This window comes from Pigmentiphaga soli, from assembly GCF_039541095.1.
Taxonomy (GTDB): Bacteria; Pseudomonadota; Gammaproteobacteria; order Burkholderiales; family Burkholderiaceae_B; genus Pigmentiphaga; species Pigmentiphaga soli.
This window is the reverse complement of record NZ_BAABFO010000008.1, coordinates 207,058-229,133: the sequence shown is the minus strand read 5'-3', so window position 1 is coordinate 229,133 and position 22,076 is coordinate 207,058. Positions and strand designations below refer to the sequence as shown.

General features: G+C 68.3%; 20 protein-coding genes. 5 read left to right on the top strand and 15 right to left on the bottom strand.

Going from position 1 to position 22,076, the window contains the following annotated elements:
* Positions 1-51 precede the first annotated feature (51 nt).
* From ABD927_RS10880 to ABD927_RS10865, 4 genes are all read right to left on the bottom strand, one after another.
* A complete protein-coding gene (locus ABD927_RS10880) occupies positions 52-1,050 on the bottom strand; it encodes a FecR family protein (RefSeq protein ID WP_345249188.1) in 999 nt (332 codons plus the stop codon).
* Between the two features lie 126 nt (positions 1,051-1,176).
* Positions 1,177-1,689 (bottom strand): RNA polymerase sigma factor, encoded by a 513-nt coding sequence (locus tag ABD927_RS10875; protein ID WP_345249186.1) that lies wholly within the window; start codon positions 1,687-1,689, stop codon positions 1,177-1,179.
* Positions 1,690-1,695: 6 nt separating this feature from the next.
* Positions 1,696-2,439, bottom strand: coding sequence for a TonB family protein (locus tag ABD927_RS10870; RefSeq protein ID WP_345249184.1), 744 nt, complete (start codon positions 2,437-2,439; stop codon positions 1,696-1,698).
* Positions 2,440-2,589: 150 nt separating this feature from the next.
* Positions 2,590-2,841: a PIN domain-containing protein gene (locus ABD927_RS10865; RefSeq protein WP_345249182.1), complete on the bottom strand. Its 252-nt coding sequence runs from the start codon at positions 2,839-2,841 to the stop codon at positions 2,590-2,592.
* Between the two features lie 48 nt (positions 2,842-2,889).
* On the opposite strand from ABD927_RS10865, the gene ABD927_RS10860 reads away from it, so the two are divergent.
* Positions 2,890-4,008 (top strand): helix-turn-helix transcriptional regulator, encoded by a 1,119-nt coding sequence (locus tag ABD927_RS10860; protein WP_345249180.1) that lies wholly within the window; start codon positions 2,890-2,892, stop codon positions 4,006-4,008.
* 10 nt (positions 4,009-4,018) lie between these two features.
* On the opposite strand, the gene ABD927_RS10855 is transcribed toward ABD927_RS10860, so the two are convergent.
* From ABD927_RS10855 to cas1f, 9 genes are all read right to left on the bottom strand, one after another.
* Positions 4,019-4,882 (bottom strand): enoyl-CoA hydratase/isomerase family protein, encoded by an 864-nt coding sequence (locus ABD927_RS10855; RefSeq protein ID WP_345249178.1) that lies wholly within the window; start codon positions 4,880-4,882, stop codon positions 4,019-4,021.
* A gap of 120 nt (positions 4,883-5,002) precedes the next feature.
* On the bottom strand, positions 5,003-5,899 hold the full coding sequence (locus ABD927_RS10850; RefSeq protein WP_345249176.1) for an ABC transporter permease: 897 nt from the start codon (positions 5,897-5,899) through the stop codon (positions 5,003-5,005).
* 118 nt (positions 5,900-6,017) lie between these two features.
* A complete protein-coding gene (locus ABD927_RS10845) occupies positions 6,018-7,520 on the bottom strand; it encodes a sugar ABC transporter ATP-binding protein (protein ID WP_345249174.1) in 1,503 nt (500 codons plus the stop codon).
* On the bottom strand, positions 7,517-8,467 hold the full coding sequence (locus tag ABD927_RS10840) for a sugar ABC transporter substrate-binding protein (RefSeq protein ID WP_345249172.1): 951 nt from the start codon (positions 8,465-8,467) through the stop codon (positions 7,517-7,519). Before ABD927_RS10840 ends, ABD927_RS10845 begins: the two co-directional genes overlap by 4 nt.
* Before the next feature lie 73 nt (positions 8,468-8,540).
* Complete coding sequence (locus ABD927_RS10835; protein ID WP_345249170.1) at positions 8,541-9,542, bottom strand: transketolase family protein; 1,002 nt, start codon at positions 9,540-9,542, stop codon at positions 8,541-8,543.
* On the bottom strand, positions 9,535-9,876 hold the full coding sequence (locus ABD927_RS10830; RefSeq protein WP_345249168.1) for a hypothetical protein: 342 nt from the start codon (positions 9,874-9,876) through the stop codon (positions 9,535-9,537). The genes ABD927_RS10835 and ABD927_RS10830 overlap by 8 nt, the downstream gene beginning before the upstream one ends.
* A 16-nt stretch (positions 9,877-9,892) precedes the next feature.
* Positions 9,893-10,771 carry a helix-turn-helix transcriptional regulator gene (locus ABD927_RS10825; protein WP_345249166.1) on the bottom strand — a complete coding sequence of 293 codons (879 nt, stop codon included), beginning with the start codon at positions 10,769-10,771 and terminating at the stop codon, positions 9,893-9,895.
* A complete protein-coding gene (cas3f, locus tag ABD927_RS10820) occupies positions 10,768-13,626 on the bottom strand; it encodes a type I-F CRISPR-associated helicase Cas3f (RefSeq protein ID WP_345249164.1) in 2,859 nt (952 codons plus the stop codon). The genes ABD927_RS10825 and cas3f overlap by 4 nt, the downstream gene beginning before the upstream one ends.
* A complete protein-coding gene (gene cas1f, locus ABD927_RS10815; protein ID WP_345249161.1) occupies positions 13,623-14,627 on the bottom strand; it encodes a type I-F CRISPR-associated endonuclease Cas1f in 1,005 nt (334 codons plus the stop codon). Before cas1f ends, cas3f begins: the two co-directional genes overlap by 4 nt.
* Before the next feature lie 219 nt (positions 14,628-14,846).
* Here cas1f and mutS point away from each other — a divergent pair, with 219 nt between their 5' ends.
* Together mutS and ABD927_RS10805 are read left to right on the top strand one after the other, a co-directional pair.
* On the top strand, positions 14,847-17,486 hold the full coding sequence (gene mutS / locus ABD927_RS10810; protein ID WP_425570232.1) for a DNA mismatch repair protein MutS: 2,640 nt from the start codon (positions 14,847-14,849) through the stop codon (positions 17,484-17,486).
* Positions 17,487-17,584: 98 nt separating this feature from the next.
* Positions 17,585-18,574, top strand: coding sequence for a hypothetical protein (locus tag ABD927_RS10805; RefSeq protein WP_345249159.1), 990 nt, complete (start codon positions 17,585-17,587; stop codon positions 18,572-18,574).
* Between the two features lie 105 nt (positions 18,575-18,679).
* Here ABD927_RS10805 and ABD927_RS10800 read toward each other — a convergent pair whose 3' ends face one another.
* Positions 18,680-19,258 carry an FKBP-type peptidyl-prolyl cis-trans isomerase gene (locus ABD927_RS10800; protein WP_425570237.1) on the bottom strand — a complete coding sequence of 193 codons (579 nt, stop codon included), beginning with the start codon at positions 19,256-19,258 and terminating at the stop codon, positions 18,680-18,682.
* An 82-nt stretch (positions 19,259-19,340) separates the two neighbouring features.
* On the opposite strand from ABD927_RS10800, the gene ABD927_RS10795 reads away from it, so the two are divergent.
* On the top strand, positions 19,341-20,489 hold the full coding sequence (locus tag ABD927_RS10795) for a JmjC domain-containing protein (RefSeq protein WP_345249155.1): 1,149 nt from the start codon (positions 19,341-19,343) through the stop codon (positions 20,487-20,489).
* 315 nt (positions 20,490-20,804) lie between these two features.
* Positions 20,805-21,032, top strand: a complete 228-nt coding sequence (locus ABD927_RS10790) for a hypothetical protein (RefSeq protein ID WP_345249153.1) — start codon at positions 20,805-20,807, stop codon at positions 21,030-21,032.
* Between the two features lie 132 nt (positions 21,033-21,164).
* Here ABD927_RS10790 and ABD927_RS10785 read toward each other — a convergent pair whose 3' ends face one another.
* Positions 21,165-21,941: an MBL fold metallo-hydrolase gene (locus tag ABD927_RS10785; protein ID WP_345249151.1), complete on the bottom strand. Its 777-nt coding sequence runs from the start codon at positions 21,939-21,941 to the stop codon at positions 21,165-21,167.
* Between the last annotated feature and the right edge of the window lie 135 nt (positions 21,942-22,076).

Here is a 22,076-nt window from a genome sequence, read left to right as displayed (position 1 = left end):
GATCCTACAAAAACTCGCCCGCTTGTGTGGGCGAATTAACGGGACAGAACACTAGCTCAGGATCAACAGGCCGCCCGGCAGCGGCCGGGCGCGCAGGCCGAAGGTATGCTGCAGCTGCGACAGCGTCTGGTCCAGCGATGCGATGAAGAAGGTGCCGCTGACCGTCTGGCCGCGCGCCTCGGCGTTGAGCAGCACCACGCGGCCCGGCCGGTAGCGGTTGATCTCGTCGAGCACGTCGCCCAGCCGCGCGCGCTCGAAGACCAGCCTGCCCTGCCGCCAGGCCGACACGCGCCCCGGCTCGACGGCTGCCACGCCGCTGAGCGATTCGGCGTCGTAGACGGTCTGCTGGCCGGCCCGCAGGCGATGCGCGCCGGCCGGATGCTCCACGCTCAGCTCGCCTTCGATGCAGGTTACGCAGACCTTGCCGTCCAGGTGGCGGACTTCGAAGCGTCCCGCCCCGGCCTCGCTGCGGCCGGCGCCGGCCGCCACGGTGAACGGCGGCTCGGTGCCGGCGGGCAGGTCGATGGCGGCCTCGCCGGCGAGCAGCTCGATGCCCGTGGTCTGCCCCTGCGTCGTCCGGCGGCGGATGCTGGTGCGGGTGTTCAACGTCACCCGCACCCGGTCGGCCAGGACCACGGCGCGCTGCTCGCCGGTGGCGGTGCGGAACTCGGCGCCCCATTCGCGCGGCGCGGGCCACAGCCCGGCCGGCGGATACAGCACCGCGACGCCGGCCGCCGCCGCGCCCGCGGCGGCGGCCCCGAGCAAGGCCCGCCGGCCGCCGGACGCCGGGCCGCGCAGCGTGCGTGCATGGAACTCGGCCGCCTGCGGGTTGGTCCGCAGCAGTTCGGCCGCCACCGGCCGGAACACGCCCCAGCGCAGCCGCGCCGCATTGAACGCCTCTTTGTGCGCCGGGCTGGCCAGCAGCCACGACTTGAACCCTTCCGCGTCCTGCGGCCTGACCGCGCCGGCGTTAAGCAGGCGCAGCCAGTCCCACGCCTGCCGCTGCAGCTCGTCGTTCGGGCGGGACGGGTGTTCCGGCGATGTCGTCATGGTGTCACGTCGGGCGGCCAGGATAGGTCCGGCGGATAAGTTGCATGGCGGCCGCCAGCCGCTCCGTCCGGATGCTCCCATGGGCATAAGACGAATGCGCAGCCGCAACCCCGCAATATATTTCGTTCATCGGGGCATCCGCGCGTTCAGGTGATCGTGGATGTACTTCAGTTCGTACTCCACCGTCCGCAGCGACACGCCCAGCCGGCGCGCCGCCTCCGGCTGCGACATTCCCTCCCAGTGGATCAGCACGAACACCTCGCGCCGCCGCGCCGGCATGGTCTCGACCAGCTTGAGCAGATCGCCGATGTCGGCGCGCGCTGCGGCCACCTGCTCGGGCCCCGGCGCCGGATCGGCCAGCGCCTTCAGCGCCTCCACCTCGTCGGCCGGCAGCGAACGGGCCTGCCGGCGCTGGATGTCGGCGGCGATGTTGACGGCCGTGCGCACCAGGTAGCTGGCCGGGCTCTGGATCGGCGCGCCCGCCTGGTCGGCATCGCGGCTCTGCAGGCGCAGCCAGGTGTCCTGCATGGCGTCGCCGGCCAGGTCCGCATTGCCCACCAGCCGCGCCACGCGCAGCTTGAGGCTGGCGTAGTGCCGGGCCAGGTAGTCCACCAGGACGGGACGGGCGTCGTCGGCCATGTCGGGTCAGGACGCGCGGCCACAATGCTGCGCGCTGCCCGGCGCGCGCGGCTGGATCAGCATGGCGACGGGCTGCGGCATGTCGGGCGGCGGCGCCGCGTCCATGCGCACGCGCCTCAAGACCTCCAGCACCACCTCGTCGCGCCGCGCGTCGCCGGTCGACACCAGCAGGTAGGGCTGGCGCAGCGTGCCGGCGGCGTCCACCCGGAAGCGCAGCAGCATGCGATAGCCGCCGGGCTCGGTGCGCCGGTCGCTGCACAGCGCTTGCCACACGCGGGCCTGGATCTCGGCGGGGTAGCCCATCAGGCTGCGCGGCACCTCGGACGCCCGCGGCATGCCGCGCGCCGCGGCGACCGGCGCGTCGCCGATGAGCTTGAGCACGAAGACGCCGGCCGGCCCCGTGTCCACCTTCTCCGCCGCCAGCCCGGTGCCGGCCAGCAAGCGCTGCAACGCCGCCTCGGCCGGATAGCGACCGCGCACCGCGGACGAAGTCAGCCCGGCCACGATATCGCTGCGGAACATGGTCGATTGCAGGGTCACGCTGGCGTATTGCCTGAGCGCGGCCGCCAGCGGCTGCGCGGGGATGTCGAAATCCAGCAGCAGGCCGTCGGCCTGCGCCGCGCCACGAGGCTGGCGCAGGCCGGCTGCCGGCGCTCCGGGGCCGTCCGCGCACCAGGCCGGCAGGGCCAGCCCGCACAACACCGGCAGCGCAACGGCCGAGCCGGTCAGCCCGGCCGCGAATGCACGCATGCCGGCCGGCCTTCGCGCCACGCGCCGAGCGCATGCGAAACCGCGCCCGCGGCCACGCCGCGCAAACGTCGAAGAAGGCATGATTGGCTCGGCACGATTCGGGCACTATTTCGAGAGCTGCCATCCTGACGGCCGGAGGTGACTGTTTTGTTACGAAGCCGGCCTTAGCCCGTTCTTCCAGGGCAGGCCATCGATGCGGGCGAACCCGGCCTCATTATCGGTAACGATCGTGAAGCCGAGCGCCAGGGCTTGGGCGGCGATGAGCAAATCCTTGCCTCCGATCGGCGTGCCGGCCTGTTCGAGTCGGGTGCGGATCAAACCATAGGCGGGGTCGGCGGGTGGCTCGATCAGGCAAACTGACGAATTGCTGACTACAATATGTCCCAAAAAGTCAGCAAACATAAGCTTTCATAGTCGCGGGCGGGGGCACTGCGCGGCGTGCGGGGAATCATGGAGGTTTCGGAAGACGGCGTCATCTCGATCGCAGACGCTTTCCAGGCTGCCGGCCTGGAAGGCGCGGGTTGGCACGCGGCGCTGGAACAGCTGGCCCAGGCCACCGGATCGAACACGGGTGAACTGATCGGCATAGGCTCCGACGCCGCCGTGCCGTTCAACATCATGACCAACATGGACCCCGGCTTCCATCCCGCCTTCGTCGCCGGCGGCGGCGGCGACCCCCGCGTCAATCCCTATGTGGCGGCCGGCATGTCTGCCCCGGTGCTCAAGGTGCTGGCGGACCCGGATTTCATGTCCGCCGACGACTACAAGCGAAACCCGTGGTACCGGGAATTCCTCACGCCCTGGAACGTGCCGCACATCTGCCTGACGACGCTGGAGCGGCAAGAAGACATGCTGATCGGCCTGGCCGTCGTGCGCAGCCGCCGCAACGGGCACATCACGGCGTCGCAGCGCGCCGTCTTCACGGCCATCGCCCCGCATGTGCGCGCCGCCGTCCGTACGCAGATCGCGTTGAACAACCAGGGCGCCCGGCTGCTGAACGCCGCCTTCGAAGGACTGGAGATGATCGCCTTCGTCTGCGACCGGCACGGCCGCGTGCAGGCCATGACGCCGGCGGCCGAGGAGCTGGTGGGCGAAGCCAAGGCGCTGAGCCTGCGACTGGGTCATCTGCATGCGCATTCCGGCCGCATCGACAGAGCGCTCGCCAACGCGATCGACTTCGCGGCGTCCGGCCCGGCCGCGCCAGGCAAGCCGCGCGCTTCCACCCTCGTCGCCCCGGGCACAGGCCCCGGCGGCGCGCTCGTCCTCGACGTCGTGCGCCTGCCCGACATGGCGCATGACCTCATGTTCAATCCGCGGGTACTGATTGCCGTGCGCCAGGTCGGCGCCACCAACAGGGCGCGCGTGGCCATGGTCGCCCGCCAGGCATTCGGCCTGACGGAGGCCGAAGCCGACGTCGCCATGCGCATCGCCGCCGGAGAGGCGCCCGACGCGATCGCGGCCGCCCGCGGCGCCACGGTAGGCACCGTGCGCGCGCAGCGCAAGGCCGTGATGGCCAAGCTGGGCGTGCGCAGGCAGGCGGAACTGGTCGGCAGGCTGGCCGGGCTCTGAGAAGAAAAGCCTACTCGTCGAAGTTGTTCTTGCGCCCCTGGCGGACATAGTCCACCACGTTGCCGATGTGCTCGCTGCCGTGCACGCCGCGGTTCTTGGCCAGGTGGGCGAACATCTGCATGGCGAAGCCGCCGTCCAGGTCGTTGGCGATGCGCTGGCGCCACGGGCGGCGGACGATCTGGGTGCTCATGCGGCGGGTCGTCCGCGGCTGGGTCATGATGTGGTCGGCGATCTTGTAGGCGCGCTGGATCAGGTCCTTGCGCGGCAGGACTTCGTTCACCATGCCGTATTCCAGCGCCTGCTGCGCGGTGATCGCCTCGCCGGTCAGCAGCGCGTAGGCGGCCCGCTTCACGCCCAGCAGCTCGGTGAAGCAGCTGTGGATGCCGTCGCCGGGGACCGAGCCGATGTCGTAGTGCAGGTCGAACAGCGTGGCCTCTTCCGCGCACAGCGTGATGTCGCACATCAGGCAGATCTCGCTGTGGAAGGCGTGGCCGTTCAGCAGGCCGATGGTCGGGATCTCCAGGTCGTTGACCAGCGAGCTCACGTTGATGCGGCCGTCCTTGTAGGCATACTCGTAGGCCCAGTAGGCGAGGTCCTTCTCTTCGAGCTTGAAGCCCTCCGGATCGGCATCCATCATGAAGTCGTCGCCGGAACCGGTAAGAATCAGGATTTCGTTCTTCGGGTCCGCGCCCACGGTCTTGAGCATCTGGCCCAGCGAACGGTGGTTCTCCACGCTCAGCTGGATGGGGCCGCCGCGGGTGTGCGCCTGGACCAGGATCACGCCGTCCTCGCGACGCTCCATCTTGTAGAAGTCTTTGAAGAATTCCTTGTATTCCTCAAACTCCGGAGTGGGAAGGAAATTTTGCAAGGACATCGTCTCTCTCCTGGGATTGTTCGGGCGATTGGAATCAGCACTTTAGGGTGCCGCTGCGCCGTCCGGGCATGGCGGGTCAATCCGTTATCTGGATTTATCCACACTCGCCGCCGCGCCCGCCTAAACGTCCTTCAGGACGGCGCCGCGGCTCTGGTGGAGCTGGTCGATGATCACCGCGGCCAGCAGCAAGGTGCCGTTGGCGATGATCTGGTAGAAGGTGGGCACCGAGACCAGGATCATGCCGTTGTTGAGCACCCCGATGATGAGCACGCCCAGCGCGGTGCGCGCGACCGAGCCCGAGCCGCCGTTCAGGCTGGTGCCGCCCAGCAGCACCGCGGTAATGACCCACAGTTCGTAGGCATTGGCCGCGCTCGGCGTGGCGGTGCCGGCCTGGCCGCTCATCATGATTCCCGCCAGCGCCGCCGACACGCCGCTGGCAACGTATAGCGAGAACCGGTACAGCGGCACGTCCAGGCCAGCGATCAGCGCCGCGCGCGGGCTCGCGCCGACGGCGAAAACGCCCCGCCCGTAGGTCGTCCGCAGCGCGATGAAGTGGCACAGGGCGAGGACGGCCGCCAGGATCCACACCGAGGCCGGCAGCCCGAGAAACTTCTGCGCGCCGAAGAACAGCAGCTGGTCGCTGCTGACCAGGACCGGCTGCCCGTCCTTGGCCACGTAGGCCAGGCCGCGGAACACGGACAGCGTGCCGATCGTCGTGATGATGGGACTGATGTTGAACCTGGCGACGATGATCCCGTTGAACGCGCCGCAGATCCCGCCCGCCAGCAGCCCCAGGGGAATCCCCAGCATCCACGGCACGTGCAACTCTTCGATCAGCATGCTGGTGAGCAGGCCGCACAGCGCGCAGATCGAGCCGAGCGAAAGATCGATGCCGCGCCCGATGATCAGCAGCGTCGACACTGCCGCCATGGTCCCGATCACCGACACCGCGAGCAGCAGGTTCGAAATGTTCTCGGCCGTGAAAAAATAGGGCGAGCGGAACGAAAAGAAAATCATCAGACCCGCGAGAACCCCGATGAGGCTGAGGTAGCGTACGTAGTCTGCCCACCTGGACTTGAGAGGATTGGCCATCTGGCATCACGCTGAAAGATTTGAACGACGATAAGACGGGCGCCTACAGCGCCGCCGCGATCAGTCCGGCTTCCGTGATCTCGCTGCCGCGCAATTCCTTGAGCGCCCTGCCCGCTTTCATCACGATCACCCGCGTCGCGATGGCCGCGATCTCGGCGGCGTCGCTCGACGAGATGAGGCAGGTGCCGCCGCGCGCGGCCAGCGACTGCACGAATCGATAGATTTCCACCCGCGCGCCCACATCCACGCCGCGCGTGGGTTCGTCGAGATACAGTATCCGGACGCCGCGCACGGCCCACTTGGCCACCGAGACCTTCTGCTGGTTGCCGCCGGACAGCTCGTCCACGCGCTGCCTGAAGCCCGCGCAGCGGATGTCGTAGGCCTTGATCGCCGCCTGGCAGACCTCGGCCATGCGCTTTCCGTCGACCAGCCCCCAGCGGCTGACCCTGCCCATGTCGGGCATCAGCAGGTTCTCTCCGATCTGCAGGCTGGTCGCCAGGCCGGCGCCCTTGCGGTCGGCGGGCACGTAGGCCATCCCGAGCGCCAGCGCGCGCCGCGGGCTGGCGGGCAGGCGCTGCCCGCCGGCGGCATCCGGCGCTTGCCGGCCCGCGGCCCGGGCGCGGAAGAAGGCGCAGCGGGCCTTGCGCAGGCCGAACAGGGAATCGCCTATCGCGCTCTGGCCGGCGCCGAGCAAGCCGAAGAAGCCGAGGATCTCGCCTTCGGCGGCCTGAAAGCTCAATCCGCGCAGATCGTTCCCGCTCGCCAGTTCCTGGCACTCGACCACCGGGGCGGCGGATTTCGGCGGCGCGCTCTGCGGGATCTTGTCTTCGTCGCGTCCCAGGATGTGGCGCACCAGCGCATCGCGGCTGATGGCCTCCCGCTCCAGGCTGCCCACCACGCTGCCGTCGCGAAGAATCGTGGCGCGATCCGCGATCTGGGCCACTTCATCGAGCCGGTGGGTCACGTACAGGATGCCCACGCCCTGGTCCCGCAGCCTGCGCACCACGCGCAGCAGGTTGGCGACCTCCGAAGGCGGCAGCGCCGCGGTGGGTTCGTCCAGGACCAGGAAGGACGCCTTGCGCGCCAGGCCCTTGGCGATCTCCACCACCTGCCTGTCGCTGATCGACAGATGGGCGACCGGCGTGCGGGGATCGATCTTCGATCCCATGGTCTGCAGGGAGCGCGACGCCTGCTCGTAGAGCGCTTTCCAGTCGATGCGCCCGGCCCTGCCCGGCAGCCTGCCCATGAAGATGTTCTCGGCAACGCTGAGCGGAAGCGCCAGTTCCAGTTCCTGGTGAACCGTCTGAATGCCCAGCTCGTTCGCCTTGGCGACCGAATCCGGCGCCACCGGCTGGCCGTCCAGGGTGAACGACCCCTCGTCGGCCTGGACGATGCCGGACAGGATCTTGATGAGCGTCGACTTGCCGGCGCCGTTCTCGCCGAGCAGGGCGTTGACCTCGCCCGTGCGCAGGGCGAGGTCGACGCCGCGCAGCGCGTGCACGCCGCCGAACCGCTTGCGCAGGCCCTGGACGATCAATACGCTCATTTGGGAAACAGCGTATCGATGTTCGACTTGTCGATGAACAACTGCTTGGAGGGCCGGACGATGTCCGGAATGGGCTGCTTGTCGGCAAGCTTGATCGCGGCCTCCAGCATGTCCTTGCCCCACGATTCCGGAAAGAACGAGAAAGTGCCGACGTAGGAGCTGTTGGGCTTGCGGATTTCCGGAAAGGCGACCACCTCGCCGCCGGTCGAGCTGACCAGCACGTCCTGCTCCCGGCCCGAATTCCTGGCCGCGGTGATCGATGCGATGCCGACCGCGTCGATGTGGGCCCAGATGATGGCCTTCTTGCCGGGATTCTTGGTCAGGAAATCGGTCGCGATCTGGCGTGCCACGTTCGGGTCGTTCTTGGAGGAGAAGTCTTCCACCTTGGCGCCGGGGAAGGCCTCCAGGATCGCCTTGCGCGCGGCCTCGGCGCGGTCGATGTAGATCTGCCCCGACTCCGGCAGGCCGATGATCAGCACCTGCGGCACGGCGCCCGGCCACCTGGCCTTGGCGGCCGCCGCCAGCCCCTTGCCGGATTCATAGCCGGCCAGCTCGTTGTCCACCGCGAACAGCGGCGTATTGGCGACCCGCACCTGGACCGACAGCATCGGCACCTTGGCGGCCTCGATCAGCCGTGCCACCTGCTGGTTGGCCGCGGTGGCGATCGAGTTGTACTCGATGAACGCGTCCGGCCTGACCGTGGCCACCTGGCGGGCGACGGCGACGGCCTGCGCGGCGTCCTGCTTGTTGTCGTAGTACAGCATTTCGACGTCCGGCCGCGCCTTCGCCGCCGCCTGCACGCCGCGCAGGATCAGCACCCCGAAGCTGGATTCGTCGTTGTAGTTGGCGAACGCGATCCGCTTCTTCTTCGGCTGGGCGAATGCGGGAAAACATGCCAGGCCCAGATAGGATGACAACAGCATCAATACGTTGCGCCGCGTTGGCATGGTTTTGTCTCCTTGGTTGGAATGTAGTGTGAACCGGCGGCGATCGGCTATCGGATCGCCGCTTCGAACCTCGTCAGACCGGCGCGTAGCGCCCCGCGATGACCTGCTGCGGCGGCGCCTTGGGCGCCGGGCCGGCGCGGCCGGCCTTGCGCCACGCGGCATCGGCCAGCGTCTGCACGCCCAGCCGGTACTTCTCGAACAGGAACTCGCGGCTGCCGGATTCGGCGAAAGTGTCCTGCAGGCCCAGCCGCAGCAAGGGCACGCCCGCGCCGGCCTCGGCCATCGCCTCGGCCACCGCCGTGCCCAGGCCACCGATCACCGAATGGTTCTCGACCGTCATCGCGAAGCCCTTCGATCCGATCGCACCCAGCACGGTGGCGGCATCAAGCGGCTTGACCACCGGGCAGTTGACCAGCGAAAGCCGCAGGCCGCCCTGGGCCAGCGTCTTCACCGCCGAAATCGCCGCCGGCACCATCATTCCCGAAGCGATGACGCAGCCGTCCGGCCCCTGGATCAGGTGATGGGCGCTGCGCAGCGTGAACTTGTGGTCCGGTTCGAAGATCACCGGAATCTCGCCGCGCTTCAGGCGCAGATAGACCGGCCCGTCGTGCTCGGCCGCCGCGCCCACCGCCTGGGTGATTTCCTCGGCATCCGCGAGGTCCACCACCGTCATGTTGGGCAGCGCGCGCATCAGCGCCATGTCGTCGATGGCCTGGTGGCTGGGGCCGCCCGGACTCGAAATGCCCGGCATGAAGCCGACGATCTTCACGTTGAGATTCGGATAGGCCACCGCCATCGCGATCTGGTCATAGCAGCGCCGCGTGGCGAACACGCCAAAGCTGTTGACGAACACGATCTTGCCCGCACGCGCCAGGCCGCCGGCGATGCCGATCATATTGGCCTCGGCCATGCCGACGTTGATGAAACGCTCCGGCATCTGGTCGCGGATCAGGTCCGTCTCGGTCTGCCGGGTCAGGTCGGCGCCCAGGCATATCACGTCGGGATTCCGGCGCGCCAGGTCCACCAGCGCCTTGCCGTACGGCTTGAGGACGATATCGTACGGGGACTCACGCATACTCGGCCTCCAGCTGGGCGAGAATGCCCGCCGTCATCTCCGGATCGAGCTTGATGAAATGCGCGTCGACCGTGTCCGGGATCGCCTTCAGGTGCCCCGTGATCTTCGTGCGGCCGACGACGACCAAAGGCTTGCCGCCGCGATCGCTGTCCAGCGCGCCGGTCAGCTGCGCGATGTCGTGGCCGTCGACTTCGGCGACCTGCCAGCCGAAGGCGGCCCACTTGTCGGCGATGGGTTCGATGGTGGTGACGAATTCCACGCTGCCGTCAACCTGCGAATTGTTGGCGTCCAGCACGACGGTCAGGTTGGCGATCCGGTGGTGGGCGGCGAACATCGCGGCCTGGAATTTCTTAACACACCGCGGCGGGCCGCGCTTTTTCCGTGCGGAACGTGGCAGGCGAACATCCGTTCAGCTGACGGAAGCGGCGAGAAAAGTAATCCGCGTCGTCGAAGCCCACGGCGCGCGCCACCTGGGAAACCCGCAGGCAGCTGTAGGCCAGCAGGTCGGCCGCCCTCGCCATGCGCCGCGCGGTCAGCAGTTCCACGAAGGTGCTTCCGGTCTCGCGACGCAGCAAAGAGGTCAGGTAATTGGGCGTCACCGATGCCGCATCGGCCACCTCCGACAAGGTGACCCGCCGGTTCAGGTTCTCGTCGATGTACGCCACGGCGGTCTTCACATAGCGCGTGGCGCGGCCGGTGCCCACGCACTTCTCGGCCTGCAGATCGCCATTGAGCCCGTACCGCCGGACGATGTCGCACAGGAACAGGGAAAGCAGCGACCGGACCACCGTGTCCGAGCAGATCGAATGCTCTTCATAGCATTGGCCCATGCGCTGCAACATGCTTTCGATACCGGCGATGTCGGCGCTCGTGATGCAGAACTCCCGCGTATCCTGGTAAAGAAAGGGGGCGAGTTCCGGCGCCTTGCGGATGACTTCGCCATCCAGGGCGTGGGACGCGGCCAGCTCGGGGTGAAGAAAACCGAGGTCGAAATACAGCAGATAGCACCGGTCGGACTGCTGCAGAAATACCTCGTGCGGCTGCATGGGCGCAACGAAGATGATCGTCCCGGGCGCCGGCGTCACCCGCCTGGCGGCGATGCGCTGGTCCAGCCCGCCCTCCGGAAAAAACAGCAGTTCGAAATACGGGTGCCGATGCGGCCCGAAGGAACCGTATCGTTCGGCCGACCGGCGAAGGCCGAACCTGGGCGCGGACGCCTGGGGTGTCACGAATGCCCTTGCGCATCCAGCATCGGCGCCAGCAATTCGCCAAGCGTGTGCGGACGCAGTGGGAATGTCCTGCTCTCGAAGCCGGGACGGCAAAAGGCCGGCTCCCCCGGCCGCTCGAAGTGCCGCAAATTGCTGTTGGAGACCAGCAGATTGGGCCGATCGACGCTTTTCTGCTGGCGATGACGCAGTACCCGCCCGGCCAGTTGGATCAGCGAACGCACCGACGACGGCTCCACCACGGCCCAGTCGTAGTCATGGTCGCGTCCCACTTCCGTGACGGGCGACCCCAGCACGATGAAAAGCTGGTCCTGCGCGGCTTGGCAATCGATAGCGCGCCGAACGTCTGGGAGTTCGAACACGGCATCGACATCACGCCGGTTCAAGGCCGTGTCGAGCCGATGCTCGATGGCAGAACGCACGTACAGCGGAAATTGCGAGTGATAAACACACAGGTGGATGTGCGTGCCTGCCGGCGCGCCATGCCGGAACAGCGCCAATGCCACGTCGAACAGCGGATCGATGTTGGCCATGCGGACCAGGCCGAAGCTGATGCGTTTCCCGCTGCGGGGGTCCACGCCATGATGGCTGGCGTGCAAGCGCAGCGCGGCGTCGCGCAGCAACAGCGCGAACCCGCGCCGGCGCTCCGCTTTGCCCAGCCCATGCAGCCCTGGCGGCATCGGCAGGAGTTCAGCGCGGCGCCGCGCGGCCAATGCGCCCAGTCTGCGATCACGCTGCCCGACGAAGGCCATATGCCGCGCGTTGAAGCTGTCGGCATCGGCGCACCCCAGGTGATCCTGAGCAAACTCATCCAGCCAGACGCAGCAGACCAGGGGCATTTCCGTCGGCCGCTGCCCCCGATTCTTCTTAAAATGGCCGCGCCCCTCGCGGTACGCCATAAAAAGCCCTTGCACCAGCGCCGGCGGCAAGGTGGCCGACGACAGTAGCACCCGCGCTCCAAGCAGGCCGGCCCAATACACGAGGCGCGTAAGCGCCGGCAGGTCGTCAAGATCGAAATCGTCGGGTTCATCCAGCACCAGATCCCCCGTCATGAGCCTCAGCATCGGCGCGATCTGCCGGCCGCCGCGCAGTCCTTCGGTCGCAGGCGTGAGGTGATCGACGGTGCAGACCAGCAAGGGCGCCGATACAAGCCTGCGCGCATTGGCGTCATCGCCAAGTTGCTTCAGAACGGGATGGCTGTCGTTCCCTTCGTAGACGACATGCGTGGTCTCATCCAGCAGTCCCATGCGCGAAGCGGAACCCGTCTGCTCGGCCAATTGCTCGTAATACTCGAACAGTTCACGGCTGGCCGCACCGCCCACCTGGATCGCCAGTTCGTCATCCCCCAAGCCCAGATCCCGCTGGAAGCTCCGGCCCGTCTGCAGGGTAAGCGTGCGCAGGCCGATGGCGAAGGCGCAACGCAGGCCCTGCCCCGGCTCGGCCAGCGCATTCATGATGCGGGCGTTGCCCAGCGTCTTGCCGCAGCCGGTAGAAGCCATGTTGACGATGAACGCCCCATGTTCGGCCGCGCTGCGACGCAGGCCGGCGACAAGGTCCGCCGCCTTGTCCTGCCAGCGGAACAACGGATGGCTGCTGCGCTTCTTCAAGCCGCGGTGACCGACCAGGTGCGGCAACTGTGCGACCAGACCTGGCAAGGCATGGACGAGTTGACTGGCATGCGCCTCGACACCCAGCAAATGCTCGTCCAGCGGTTGCAGCAAGGCCCCCGTAGCGCGATCGGTATTGGCAAACAGCGGATGATCCTGTTCGCCCCGCACGCGCTGCGCCTCGTCCTTGAGGCTGGAATAATGATGGTCGCCAAGCATCAGCGCCATGCGGGAAACGTGCATGGCGAACGGGTCCTGTAGGGACCCCTGGCTGCCCGGCAAGTTCTTGAGCAAACCTTGCGCGATGCGGGCTGCACGCTTGCGCCACGGCAGCGTGCGCACCGGCAGTCCATGCCCGAAGGTCCAATAAGGCTCGATCAACCCGCGCTCCTGCGGCGTGGGTTGCGACGCCCACGGCTCGTTCCAGTCCGCATCGATCTTGCCCAGCGCCGTGTCCAGTTCGGCGCCGTGCACGCCGCCGGGTATCCGGCCGTGCCACAGTGCCGTTTCCGACGGCTCGGTGCTACTACGGGGCATGGCCGGCAAGCGATGATGGGTGAACACCAGCCAGGCCACGGCCTGGGCCAATGGCGGCAGCCCGCCGTCTCCGGCCCAGGGTTTGTTCGTCCGGGCGCCCTGATCGATCCCATCGCGCAACAGGCGACCATCCGCATGACTCAGCCAGGCGGCCTCGAACACCTTGCCGGCCACGCCTTCGTTCGCACCGTCGGCCAGCCGCTGCAGCCAGGCCGCATCGTCATCCCGGCCAACGAAAGCCTGGAACAGCCGAACCGAGATCCATTCATGGCGATAGCGGTTCTTCTCGCGCGGAGCACCGGGTTTCAGCCGCGCCTGGAAAGCGGCGCAGGCCTTGCCCAGGTCGTGCAGCAAGGCGGCCAGGGCGGCAATCAGGCGGATGACGCGCAGGCTGTGCCAGTCGTTCTCGTCTTCGCGCCGCAAAACGTCACGCACCGTGGTGTCGGTCGGTACGGCCCCCTCGGGGTTGAATTGGCCGGCATCGCCAACGATCCACAACAATTCGCTGTGGTCCCGGCCGCGGATCCAATGGCAGGCGACCGCGGTGTTCTTGCGCGCGGTCTTGCGCAGAAGCCTGCGCAGGGTATCCAGTCCGGCTTGCGTGATGGCGGTCTGCCAAGTCCGCTCGCCGCGCCGCTCTGCGAACTGATCGAGGATGCGCCGGGTTTCCGTCAACGCGCGCTTGCTGCATTGGGAAACCAGCACGACATTCATGCCGTCCCGTCCCTGCCGTTCGCCGGCGCGTCAGCCTGCCGCGCAGTGGCGACTGCAATCTCCTTGACGGCATCGATCATGAAATCCAGCGACTCGCCGCGGGTCAACGCCTCGATGCAGTTGCGGCGGAACTGCTGCTCGTCGTCGCCCGCCATGGCCGACAGGAAGGCCTGCGGCAGAATGCATGCGTCCTTGATCAGATCGGCCACGTCGAATACCAGGCCGCCGCGCCGCGTCTTGCCGTGAAGCACGGCCAGGCCATGCGGCAGACCCAGCACCCAGCAGGCCGTGGCGCCCAGCCCATAGGCCAGGTAATTGCCATGGTCCAGGAAACGGTTGGCCGGATCGGTGCCCGTGCCGCGCTTGGCACGCGTGAACTCCCCATAGCCGACGGTGTCCACGGCCAGCTTGAACAGCGCCTTGGTCAGGCGCGCTTCCTCGGTCAGCAGCGCCGTCGTATCTTCGGCCAGGGCGATCGCCCCAAGCGTCCGGTCCAGCAAGCCATCGAGCCGCCCGGCATCGACCTCGAAACCGGCTTCGCGCAGGCTGCGCGCCCGCCATTCGCTGCGCAGCCGCTGCACGCGCGCACGCTGCAAAGCCTTGGCCGCCATCAGCCGCAGCTCGTCGTCGAACCAGAAACGCACCCAGGCCTGGAGATATTCGGTGGGACGATACTCGCTCTGCGGGCTGAGCCAGGCCACCTCCACGTCCATTTCGTGGGCCGCGAACAGCGGCGTGCCGCCACCGCCGCAAAAACCCACCAGCACGCCGGCCTTGGCCAGTTCGCGCATCGCGGCCTGGGTAATGGAGGTCCCCGTGCCCAGCAGGATGCTGGTCGTGTTGGCGATGGGAATGTTCCAGTACAAGGAACGCTTGCCCGCGTCCGTCACGTATTCGACGCGCCCGCCGTTGACCAGCACCCGGCAGTGTTCCAGGTAATAGATGTTGGCCCGCTTGGAATGCAGGATGGTCTTTAGGTCGGACGGGGCAATATCTTGCATGTATGTTTTTGTAACACATTTGCGCGCAGATTCGGACCATGCATCTACGCGCCAATGGCCGCAAACAAAAACAAACCTTAGCGCCGGCGACCTCCGCCGCAGCCTCGGATTAGCATTGCCCATTCGGAACATGGTCAAATATCCGCGCTCGCTCCCAAGCGCGGCAGCCCCTGCCCGGCCGGCGTTCCACGCGCGCCGCCCCGCCCGACCCCAGATTTGATGAACAAACCAGACACCACCGGCCACACCCCCATGATGCAGCAGTACCTCCGCCTCAAATCCGAGGCCGGATCCATGCTGCTGCTCTACCGCATGGGCGACTTCTACGAGCTCTTCTACGACGACGCCGAAAAAGCCTCGCGCCTGCTGAACCTGACCCTGACCACCCGCGGCGCCTCCAACGGCGTCCCCATCCGCATGGCCGGGGTCCCGTTCCATTCCCTGGAGCAATACCTGGCCCGCCTGGTCAAGCTGGGCGAGTCGGTGGCGATCTGCGAGCAGATCGGCGATCCGGCGGCGGCCAAGGGCCCGGTGGAGCGCCGCATCGTGCGCATCGTCACCCCCGGCACGCTGACCGACGACGCGCTGCTGCCCGCCAAGGCCGACCGCGCGATCGCCGCCGTCCACGCCGGCGCGGCGAAGTCGCGCGGCGGCCAGCAGCGTATCGGCCTGGCCTGGCTCAATCTGGCCAGCGGCGAATTCCGCCTGAGCGAATGCGCCCCCGCCCTGCTGGCCAGCGAGTTGCACCGCATCGCGCCGGCCGAAGTGCTGCTGGCCGAAGGCCAGCCGCTCGAAGCCGATTTCCCTGCCACGCTCACCCAGGTGCCGGTCTGGCATTTCGAGGCCAGCGGCTCGCGCCAGCAACTGCTTTCCCACTTCGGCACCGACTCCCTGGCCGGCTTCGACGTGGAAGACCTGCCCGAGGCGATCTGCGCCGCCGGCGCGCTGCTGCGCTACGTGGCGCACACGCAGTCGCAGGCGCTGGCCCACGTGCAGCAGCTCAGCGCCGACCGCGCCAGCCAGTACGTATTGCTGGACCCGGTCACGCGGCGCAACCTGGAACTGACCGAAACGCTGCGCGGCGAGGAGTCGCCCACCCTGTTCTCGGTGCTCGATCACTGCAAGACGCCGATGGGCAGCCGCCTGCTGCGCCGCTGGCTGCACCACCCGCTGCGCGACAACGCGCCGGTGGCCGCCCGCCAGCACGCCATCGGCTGCCTGCTGGCCTCGGGCGATCCGCAGGCGCTGCAGGCCGTGCTGGCGCCGCTGCCCGACGTCGAGCGGATCGCCGCGCGGGTCGCGCTGCGTTCGGTGCGGCCGCGCGAGCTGGCCAGCCTGCGCGACGCGCTGGGCGCGCTGCCGGCGGTGCACGCGGCGCTGGAAGCGCTGAAAGGCTCCGACTCCATCCTGCCCGAGGCCACCCCGCCGCGCCTGCCCGAACTGGCGCGCCAGATCGTGCTCGACCCCGCCGTGGCCGACCTGCTGGCGCGCGCGGTGGCCGAAGACCCGAGCGCCAATGTGCGCGACGGCGGCATCATCGCCGCCGGCTTCGACGCCGAGCTGGACGAGCTGCGCACGCTGGAAACCCACACCGGCGATTTCCTCGTTCAGCTGGAAACGCGCGAGCGCCAGCGCACCGGCATTCCCAATCTGCGGGTCGAATTCAACCGCGTGCACGGCTTCTTCATCGAAGTCACGCGCGGCCAGACCGACAAGGTGCCCGACGATTACCGGCGCCGCCAGACGCTGAAGAATGCCGAGCGCTACATCACCCCCGAACTGAAAAGCTGGGAAGACAAGATCCTGTCGGCGCAGGACCGCGCGCTGGCGCGCGAGAAGTGGCTGTACGAGCAATTGCTCGACACGCTGGCGCCGCACGTGCGCGCGCTGACCCAGGCGGCCGCGGCGCTGGCCGAGATCGATGCGCTGGCCGCGCTGGCCGCGCACGCGCACGGCAACGACTGGGTGGCGCCGGAGCTGACCGACCTGCCCGAGATCGAGATCGTCCAGGGCCGCCATCCGGTAGTGGAGCGCGCCATCGAGCGCTTCACGCCCAACGACTGCCGGCTCGGCCCGCTGCGCCGCATGCTGCTGATCACCGGTCCCAACATGGGCGGCAAGTCCACCTATATGCGGCAGGTGGCGCTGATCGTGCTGCTGGCCCGCATCGGCAGCTACGTGCCGGCGCGCGCGGCGCGCATCGGCCGCATCGACCGCATCTTCACCCGCATCGGCGCCGCCGACGACCTGGCGGGCGGACGCTCCACCTTCATGATGGAGATGATCGAGGCCGCCGCCATCCTGGCCGCCAGCACGCCCGACAGCCTGGTGCTGATGGACGAAATCGGCCGCGGCACGTCCACCTACGACGGCCTGGCGCTGGCCTGGGCCATCGCCCACCAGCTGGCTACCGCCAACCGCGCGTTGACGCTGTTCGCCACGCACTATTTCGAGCTGACCCGGCTGCCGTCGGTGCGGCCCGAGGCGGCCAACGTGCATCTGGCGGCGGCCGAGTCGCACAAGGGCATCGTGTTCCTGCACGAGGTGCGCGACGGCCCGGCCAGCCGCAGCTACGGCATCCAGGTGGCGCAGCGCGCGGGCATCCCCGCCTCGGTGGTGCGGCTGGCGCGGCGCGAACTGGAAAAGCTGGAGACCCAGGGCACGGCCACGCCGCAGCTAGATCTGTTCGGCGCGCCGTCCTACGCCGCGCAGCCGGACGCCGCGGCAGCCGGCGACACCGCCGACGCCGTCGCCGATCCGCTGCACGACGCGCTGGCCGCCATCGACCCGGACCTGCTGAGCCCGCGCGAGGCGCTCGATGCCTTGTACCGATTGAAAAACCTGGCGCGGGGAGCATGAGGCCCACCCCTACGCGCTTGCGCGCGCCCCTCAAGGGGCGGCACTGGCGGACCGGCGGAGCCGGATCCGCTGTGCCCTGGAGGAGGGGTGGTCTTCTGTTGGCCGCGTTCTGCGCGGTGGCGTTGTTCGTATGGACGGCCATGCCGGCGGCGGCGTCGGAGTCTTCTTACGCTGCGGCGCAGGGCTTCCGTTTTGCGCTGCTGGGGCAGACGCCCGCCCGCCCCGTGGACGAGCCGGTGCTGATACAGACGCTGGCGCAGATCGGCAGCGAGGCGGATCTCGCGGTGCATGTCGGCGCCATCAAGGGCAGAGGCGAGCGCTGCGACGATGCGGTGTACCAGCGCCGCCGCGAGCTGCTCCAGGCCAGCCCGGTGCCGCTGGTGCTGACGCCGGGCGATGAAGACTGGGCCGACTGCGACCAGGAGTCCGGCGGCCGTTTCGCGCCGGTGGAACGGCTGAACCGGATCCGCGAGCTGTTCTTCGACGCCGACCAGTCGCTCGGCCAGCTGCAGCTCGACCTGCAGCGCCAGAGCGACACGGCGCGTTTCCGCGGCTACCCGGAAAACGCGCGCTGGGAGTACGGCGGCGTGGTGTTCGCCACCTTCAACATGCCGGGCAATTTCAACAACTTCCGGCCCGGCGCCGGCCGCAACGGCGAATACGAAGACCGCATCCTGGCCAATGCCTCGTGGCTGCGCCAGGCGTTCGCCGCCGCGTCGCGCGAGAAGGCGCAGGCCCTGGTGCTGGCTTTCCACGCCAATCCGCATTTCGAAGGCAACCGCGACGACCGCCGCGCCGCCGATGGCCGCGACCCCTACGGCGATTTCAAGCTGCTGCTGGCGCGCCTGGCGTCCCGCTTCCCGGGCCAGGTGCTGGTCGTGCATGCCAGCGACAACACGCTGACCGACCCGCCGCCCGCCGACCACCCGCTGCGCCTGAACGGCCGCGTGCTGGCCAACGTGCGCCGCGTGCAGACCTACGGTTCGCCGCTATCGCAATACTGGATCCGCATCGACGTCGCTCCCGGCCGCAAAGGCGCGCTGACCGTGACCCGGCGCACCGCCGTGCTGCTCCCGCCGCGTCCCTGAACCACCGCGCCTCGACAGTGCATCCAGGACGCCGCGGATCCGGCTCCGCCGGTCCGCCAGCATCGCCCCTTGAGGGACGCGCCAAGCGCGTGGGGGTGGATCCAACTAGTGCAAAGTATCCGACTGCCGACGGATCTCGATCATCGCGTCGAGCACTTCGTCGCTCTCGTCTTCTTCGTCGGCATAGCCCTGCTCGATCTCTTCCGGATCGGCCGGGCGCACGGCCAGCAGCTTGATGCGTACGCGCAGCGCCATCCCCGCGAAGGGGTGGTTGGCGTCCAGCACGACCTTGTCTTCGGTCAGGTCGGTCACGACGAAGATCAGCGCGTTCTCGTCGGGCTCGTCGTCATCGTCGGCCACCGTCACCACCGGGCCGTCGCCGTCGCCCTGGCCGGGCACGCCTTCGAAGCGCATGCCGACTTCGAGCGGCTCCGGGAAGCGCGAACGCTCTTCCACGCGCAGCAGGTCGGTGTCGTAGTCGCCGAAGGCATCGGCCGGTTCGAGGTGGAAGGTCTGCTCGAAGCCGGGCTCCTGGCCTTCCAGGCCGTCGTCGAGCCGCGGCAGCAGGCTGTCGTGGCCGCGGTGCAGGAAAGAAACCGGGCCGCCGCTGTCGTCCAGCGCCTCGCCGTCGGTACTGGAAATCCAGAATTCAACGGTCACCACGGTGTTCTCGCCGACCGTCAATCCGGGAGGGTTCGTGGATGCAGTCATAATCTCGGTTCCCGTTTGGCTGGGTCAAACACCCATTTTATACAGACATCCCCGCATGGACCCGCATCGCCCCACCGCCCTGCTGGGCGGCCTTTCGCCCGCCGAATTCATGCGCCGCCACTGGCAGCGCAAGCCCCTCCTGATCCGCCAGGCCTTTGCCGGTTTCCGGCCGCCGCTGTCGATCGCCGAGACCCGGCGGCTGGCGCGCCGCGACGACGTCGAATCGCGCCTGGTGTGGCGCGAGCAGGGCCGGTGGCAGATGGAGCAGGGTCCATTCGGCCGGCTCCCTCCGGCGCGCGAGCCGGGCTGGACGCTGCTGGTGCAGGGCGTCAACCTGCACAGCGATGCAGCCGCCGACTTGATGCAGGCATTCCGCTTCGTGCCGGACGCGCGGCTCGACGACGTGATGATCAGCATCGCCACCGACGGCGGCGGCGTGGGCCCGCATTTCGACAGCTACGACGTCTTCCTGCTGCAGGGCGTGGGCCGCCGCCGCTGGCGCATCGGCCGCCAGAAGAACCTGGCGCTGCGGCCCGATGCGCCGCTGAAGATCCTGGCCGACTTCGAACCGTCGGCCGAATACGTGCTGGAGCCGGGCGACATGCTCTACCTGCCGCCGGCCTATGCCCACGACGGCGTCGCCGAAGGCGATTGCATGACGATCTCGATCGGCTTTCGCTCGCCTTCGCTGGCCGAACTGGCGCGCGGCATGCTGGAAACGGCCGCCGACGGCCTGGCCTCGCCGCCGCCGGCGCTGCGCGGCCATTACCGCGATCCCGGCCAGCCCGCGGTCGACGCGCCGGCCGCATTGCCGCCGGCGCTGGTCGAACGGGCCGTACAGGCCGCCGCGGCGGTCCGCCTCGACGCCCGGCTGGCCTCCCGCTTCCTGGGCTGCTGGCTGACCGAGCCCAAGCCCCAGGTATTCTTCGATCCGCCGGCAGGCGATACGCCCGACCTGGCCGAAGCCTGGCCGCCCGCCGGCCGCCTGGCGCTGGACCGCCGCACGCAGATGCTCTATCGCGACAAGGCCTTGTACATCAACGGCGAAGAGCCGCCGGTGGCGGCCTCCCGCTTCTGGAAGGCATTGGCCGATCGCCGCAGGCTGGACTGCCGCGATCCGCTCTGCGCCGAGCTTACCCTTCAGGACCGCGGCTTGCTGGCTGAATGGCTGGCGGCCGGGTGGATGCACTACTCGGCCGACTGAGACGCATGCCGGATTGCTCCATCGCATCACTCATCCGGCCTAGCCTAAACGCGGCGGAAATGCCACAAACCCGAAACCCTTGCCAACACTATTGACCGAACCGATACACAAATTGCTTACGTGAGACTTACTTTTAAGCGCAACCATGGAAAGTCCCTAGTCACGCTGTTAAAATTTACATGTGCTCGAATACAGGCCTTCCCGTCCGGCAATTCCTACCCGGAACCGCAGAACGCAGGCCGAGTATCTGGCCATGACCGGAAATAGCGCTATTTCTAGTTGGTTGTATTTGGATTACTACTATAAGGAATGCTCATGAAGAAGACTCTGTTCGTCGCGTCGCTGCTGGCGCTGGCCCTGTCGGCTTGCAACAAGCAGGAAGAATCCACTCCCGCCCCGGCCGATACCGCTCCTCCTCCGGCCGCGGCTCCCGCTGAACCCACCCCGGCGCCGGCCACGCCCGCGCCGGCCGATCCGTCGGCTCCGGTTACGCCGCCGGCCGACTCCGGCACGACCCCGGCCCCGGCTCCGTCGTCGAACTGATCGGCGCCTCCAGACCGGCGCACCGGATTCCGCTTCCGGCAGCAACCCCCGCCCGCCGCCGGTCTGGCGGGCTCTCGAGCCCAGACGAAAAAGCCAGCCGCAGGGCTGGCTTTTTGCTGTCCGGCGCCGCCGCTACAGCGTCACCCAGTCGAAACCGTCGTCCTGCGATGCCACGCCGATTTCCGCCGGCGCGCAGCCCAGCACGCCGGCCAGCGCGATCCGCGCCAGTTCCGGCGCGTTGTTTTTCCGGCTCAGGTGCGCCGCGTGCAGGAAGCGCAGCCGGGAACGGTCTACCGCCTGCAGGATCTCCGCCGCCGCGCCGTTGGAAAGATGCCCGAAGCGGCCGGCGATGCGCACCTTCAAGGAGGCCGGATAATCGCTGGCGGCGAGCATGTCGGGGCAGTGGTTGCATTCCAGCACCAGCGCGTCGCAGCCCGACAACATGCGCTGCACGTGCGGCGTGCCCTGCCCCAGGTCGGTCAGGACGCCCACGCGCCGGGCGCCGTCGCTGAACACGAACTGGACCGGCTCGCGCGCATCGTGCGGCACCGGGAAGGGGAAGATCTGCAGGTCGCCGACCGCGAACGGCGTGTGGCTGTCGCAGCGCCGCGCCTGCATGCCCTCGGGAATGCGCAGCGCCACCGCCGCGCGGGTGCCGGTCGTCATGTAGACGGGAATGCCGTGGCGACGCGCCAGCCGGAACACGCCGCCGATGTGATCCCCATGTTCATGCGTGACCAGGATGGCGTCCAGCGCGGCCGGCGCCACGCCGCGCGACAGCAGCCGCCGCTCGATTTCGCGCAGGCCGAAGCCGCAGTCGACCATCACATGGGTGACGGTGCAGCCCGACCGGGCCCGAACCACCAGCGCGTTGCCTTCGCTCCCACTGCCCAGGCTCGTATAACGCATAGACGCCGTACCCGCCAGCTTCAGTTGCCCATGGCGCCACGCGCCTGCCCACCGCATGAACCCGCGCCGCCCCACCCAGGATGCGGCGGATCCGGCTCCGCCGGTCCGCTCGCATCGCCCCTTGAGGGGCGCGCG

What these genes read in the sequence shown, in the direction of transcription:
- ABD927_RS10880 (WP_345249188.1), bottom strand. Translation starts at nt 1,050, where the DNA reads ATGACGACATCGCCGGAACACCCGTCCCGCCCGAACGACGAGCTGCAG.
- ABD927_RS10855 (WP_345249178.1), bottom strand. Translation starts at nt 4,882, where the DNA reads ATGTCCTTGCAAAATTTCCTTCCCACTCCGGAGTTTGAGGAATACAAG.
- ABD927_RS10785 (WP_345249151.1), bottom strand. Translation starts at nt 21,941, where the DNA reads ATGCGTTATACGAGCCTGGGCAGTGGGAGCGAAGGCAACGCGCTGGTG.
- ABD927_RS10875 (WP_345249186.1), bottom strand. Translation starts at nt 1,689, where the DNA reads ATGGCCGACGACGCCCGTCCCGTCCTGGTGGACTACCTGGCCCGGCAC.
- ABD927_RS10795 (WP_345249155.1), top strand. Translation starts at nt 19,341, where the DNA reads ATGGACCCGCATCGCCCCACCGCCCTGCTGGGCGGCCTTTCGCCCGCC.
- ABD927_RS10865 (WP_345249182.1), bottom strand. Translation starts at nt 2,841, where the DNA reads ATGTTTGCTGACTTTTTGGGACATATTGTAGTCAGCAATTCGTCAGTT.
- cas1f (WP_345249161.1), bottom strand. Translation starts at nt 14,627, where the DNA reads ATGCAAGATATTGCCCCGTCCGACCTAAAGACCATCCTGCATTCCAAG.
- ABD927_RS10845 (WP_345249174.1), bottom strand. Translation starts at nt 7,520, where the DNA reads ATGAGCGTATTGATCGTCCAGGGCCTGCGCAAGCGGTTCGGCGGCGTG.
- ABD927_RS10790 (WP_345249153.1), top strand. Translation starts at nt 20,805, where the DNA reads ATGAAGAAGACTCTGTTCGTCGCGTCGCTGCTGGCGCTGGCCCTGTCG.
- ABD927_RS10835 (WP_345249170.1), bottom strand. Translation starts at nt 9,542, where the DNA reads ATGCGTGAGTCCCCGTACGATATCGTCCTCAAGCCGTACGGCAAGGCG.
- ABD927_RS10830 (WP_345249168.1), bottom strand. Translation starts at nt 9,876, where the DNA reads ATGTTCGCCGCCCACCACCGGATCGCCAACCTGACCGTCGTGCTGGAC.
- ABD927_RS10850 (WP_345249176.1), bottom strand. Translation starts at nt 5,899, where the DNA reads ATGATTTTCTTTTCGTTCCGCTCGCCCTATTTTTTCACGGCCGAGAAC.
- ABD927_RS10860 (WP_345249180.1), top strand. Translation starts at nt 2,890, where the DNA reads ATGGAGGTTTCGGAAGACGGCGTCATCTCGATCGCAGACGCTTTCCAG.
- mutS (WP_425570232.1), top strand. Translation starts at nt 14,847, where the DNA reads ATGAACAAACCAGACACCACCGGCCACACCCCCATGATGCAGCAGTAC.
- ABD927_RS10840 (WP_345249172.1), bottom strand. Translation starts at nt 8,467, where the DNA reads ATGCCAACGCGGCGCAACGTATTGATGCTGTTGTCATCCTATCTGGGC.
- cas3f (WP_345249164.1), bottom strand. Translation starts at nt 13,626, where the DNA reads ATGAATGTCGTGCTGGTTTCCCAATGCAGCAAGCGCGCGTTGACGGAA.
- ABD927_RS10870 (WP_345249184.1), bottom strand. Translation starts at nt 2,439, where the DNA reads ATGCGTGCATTCGCGGCCGGGCTGACCGGCTCGGCCGTTGCGCTGCCG.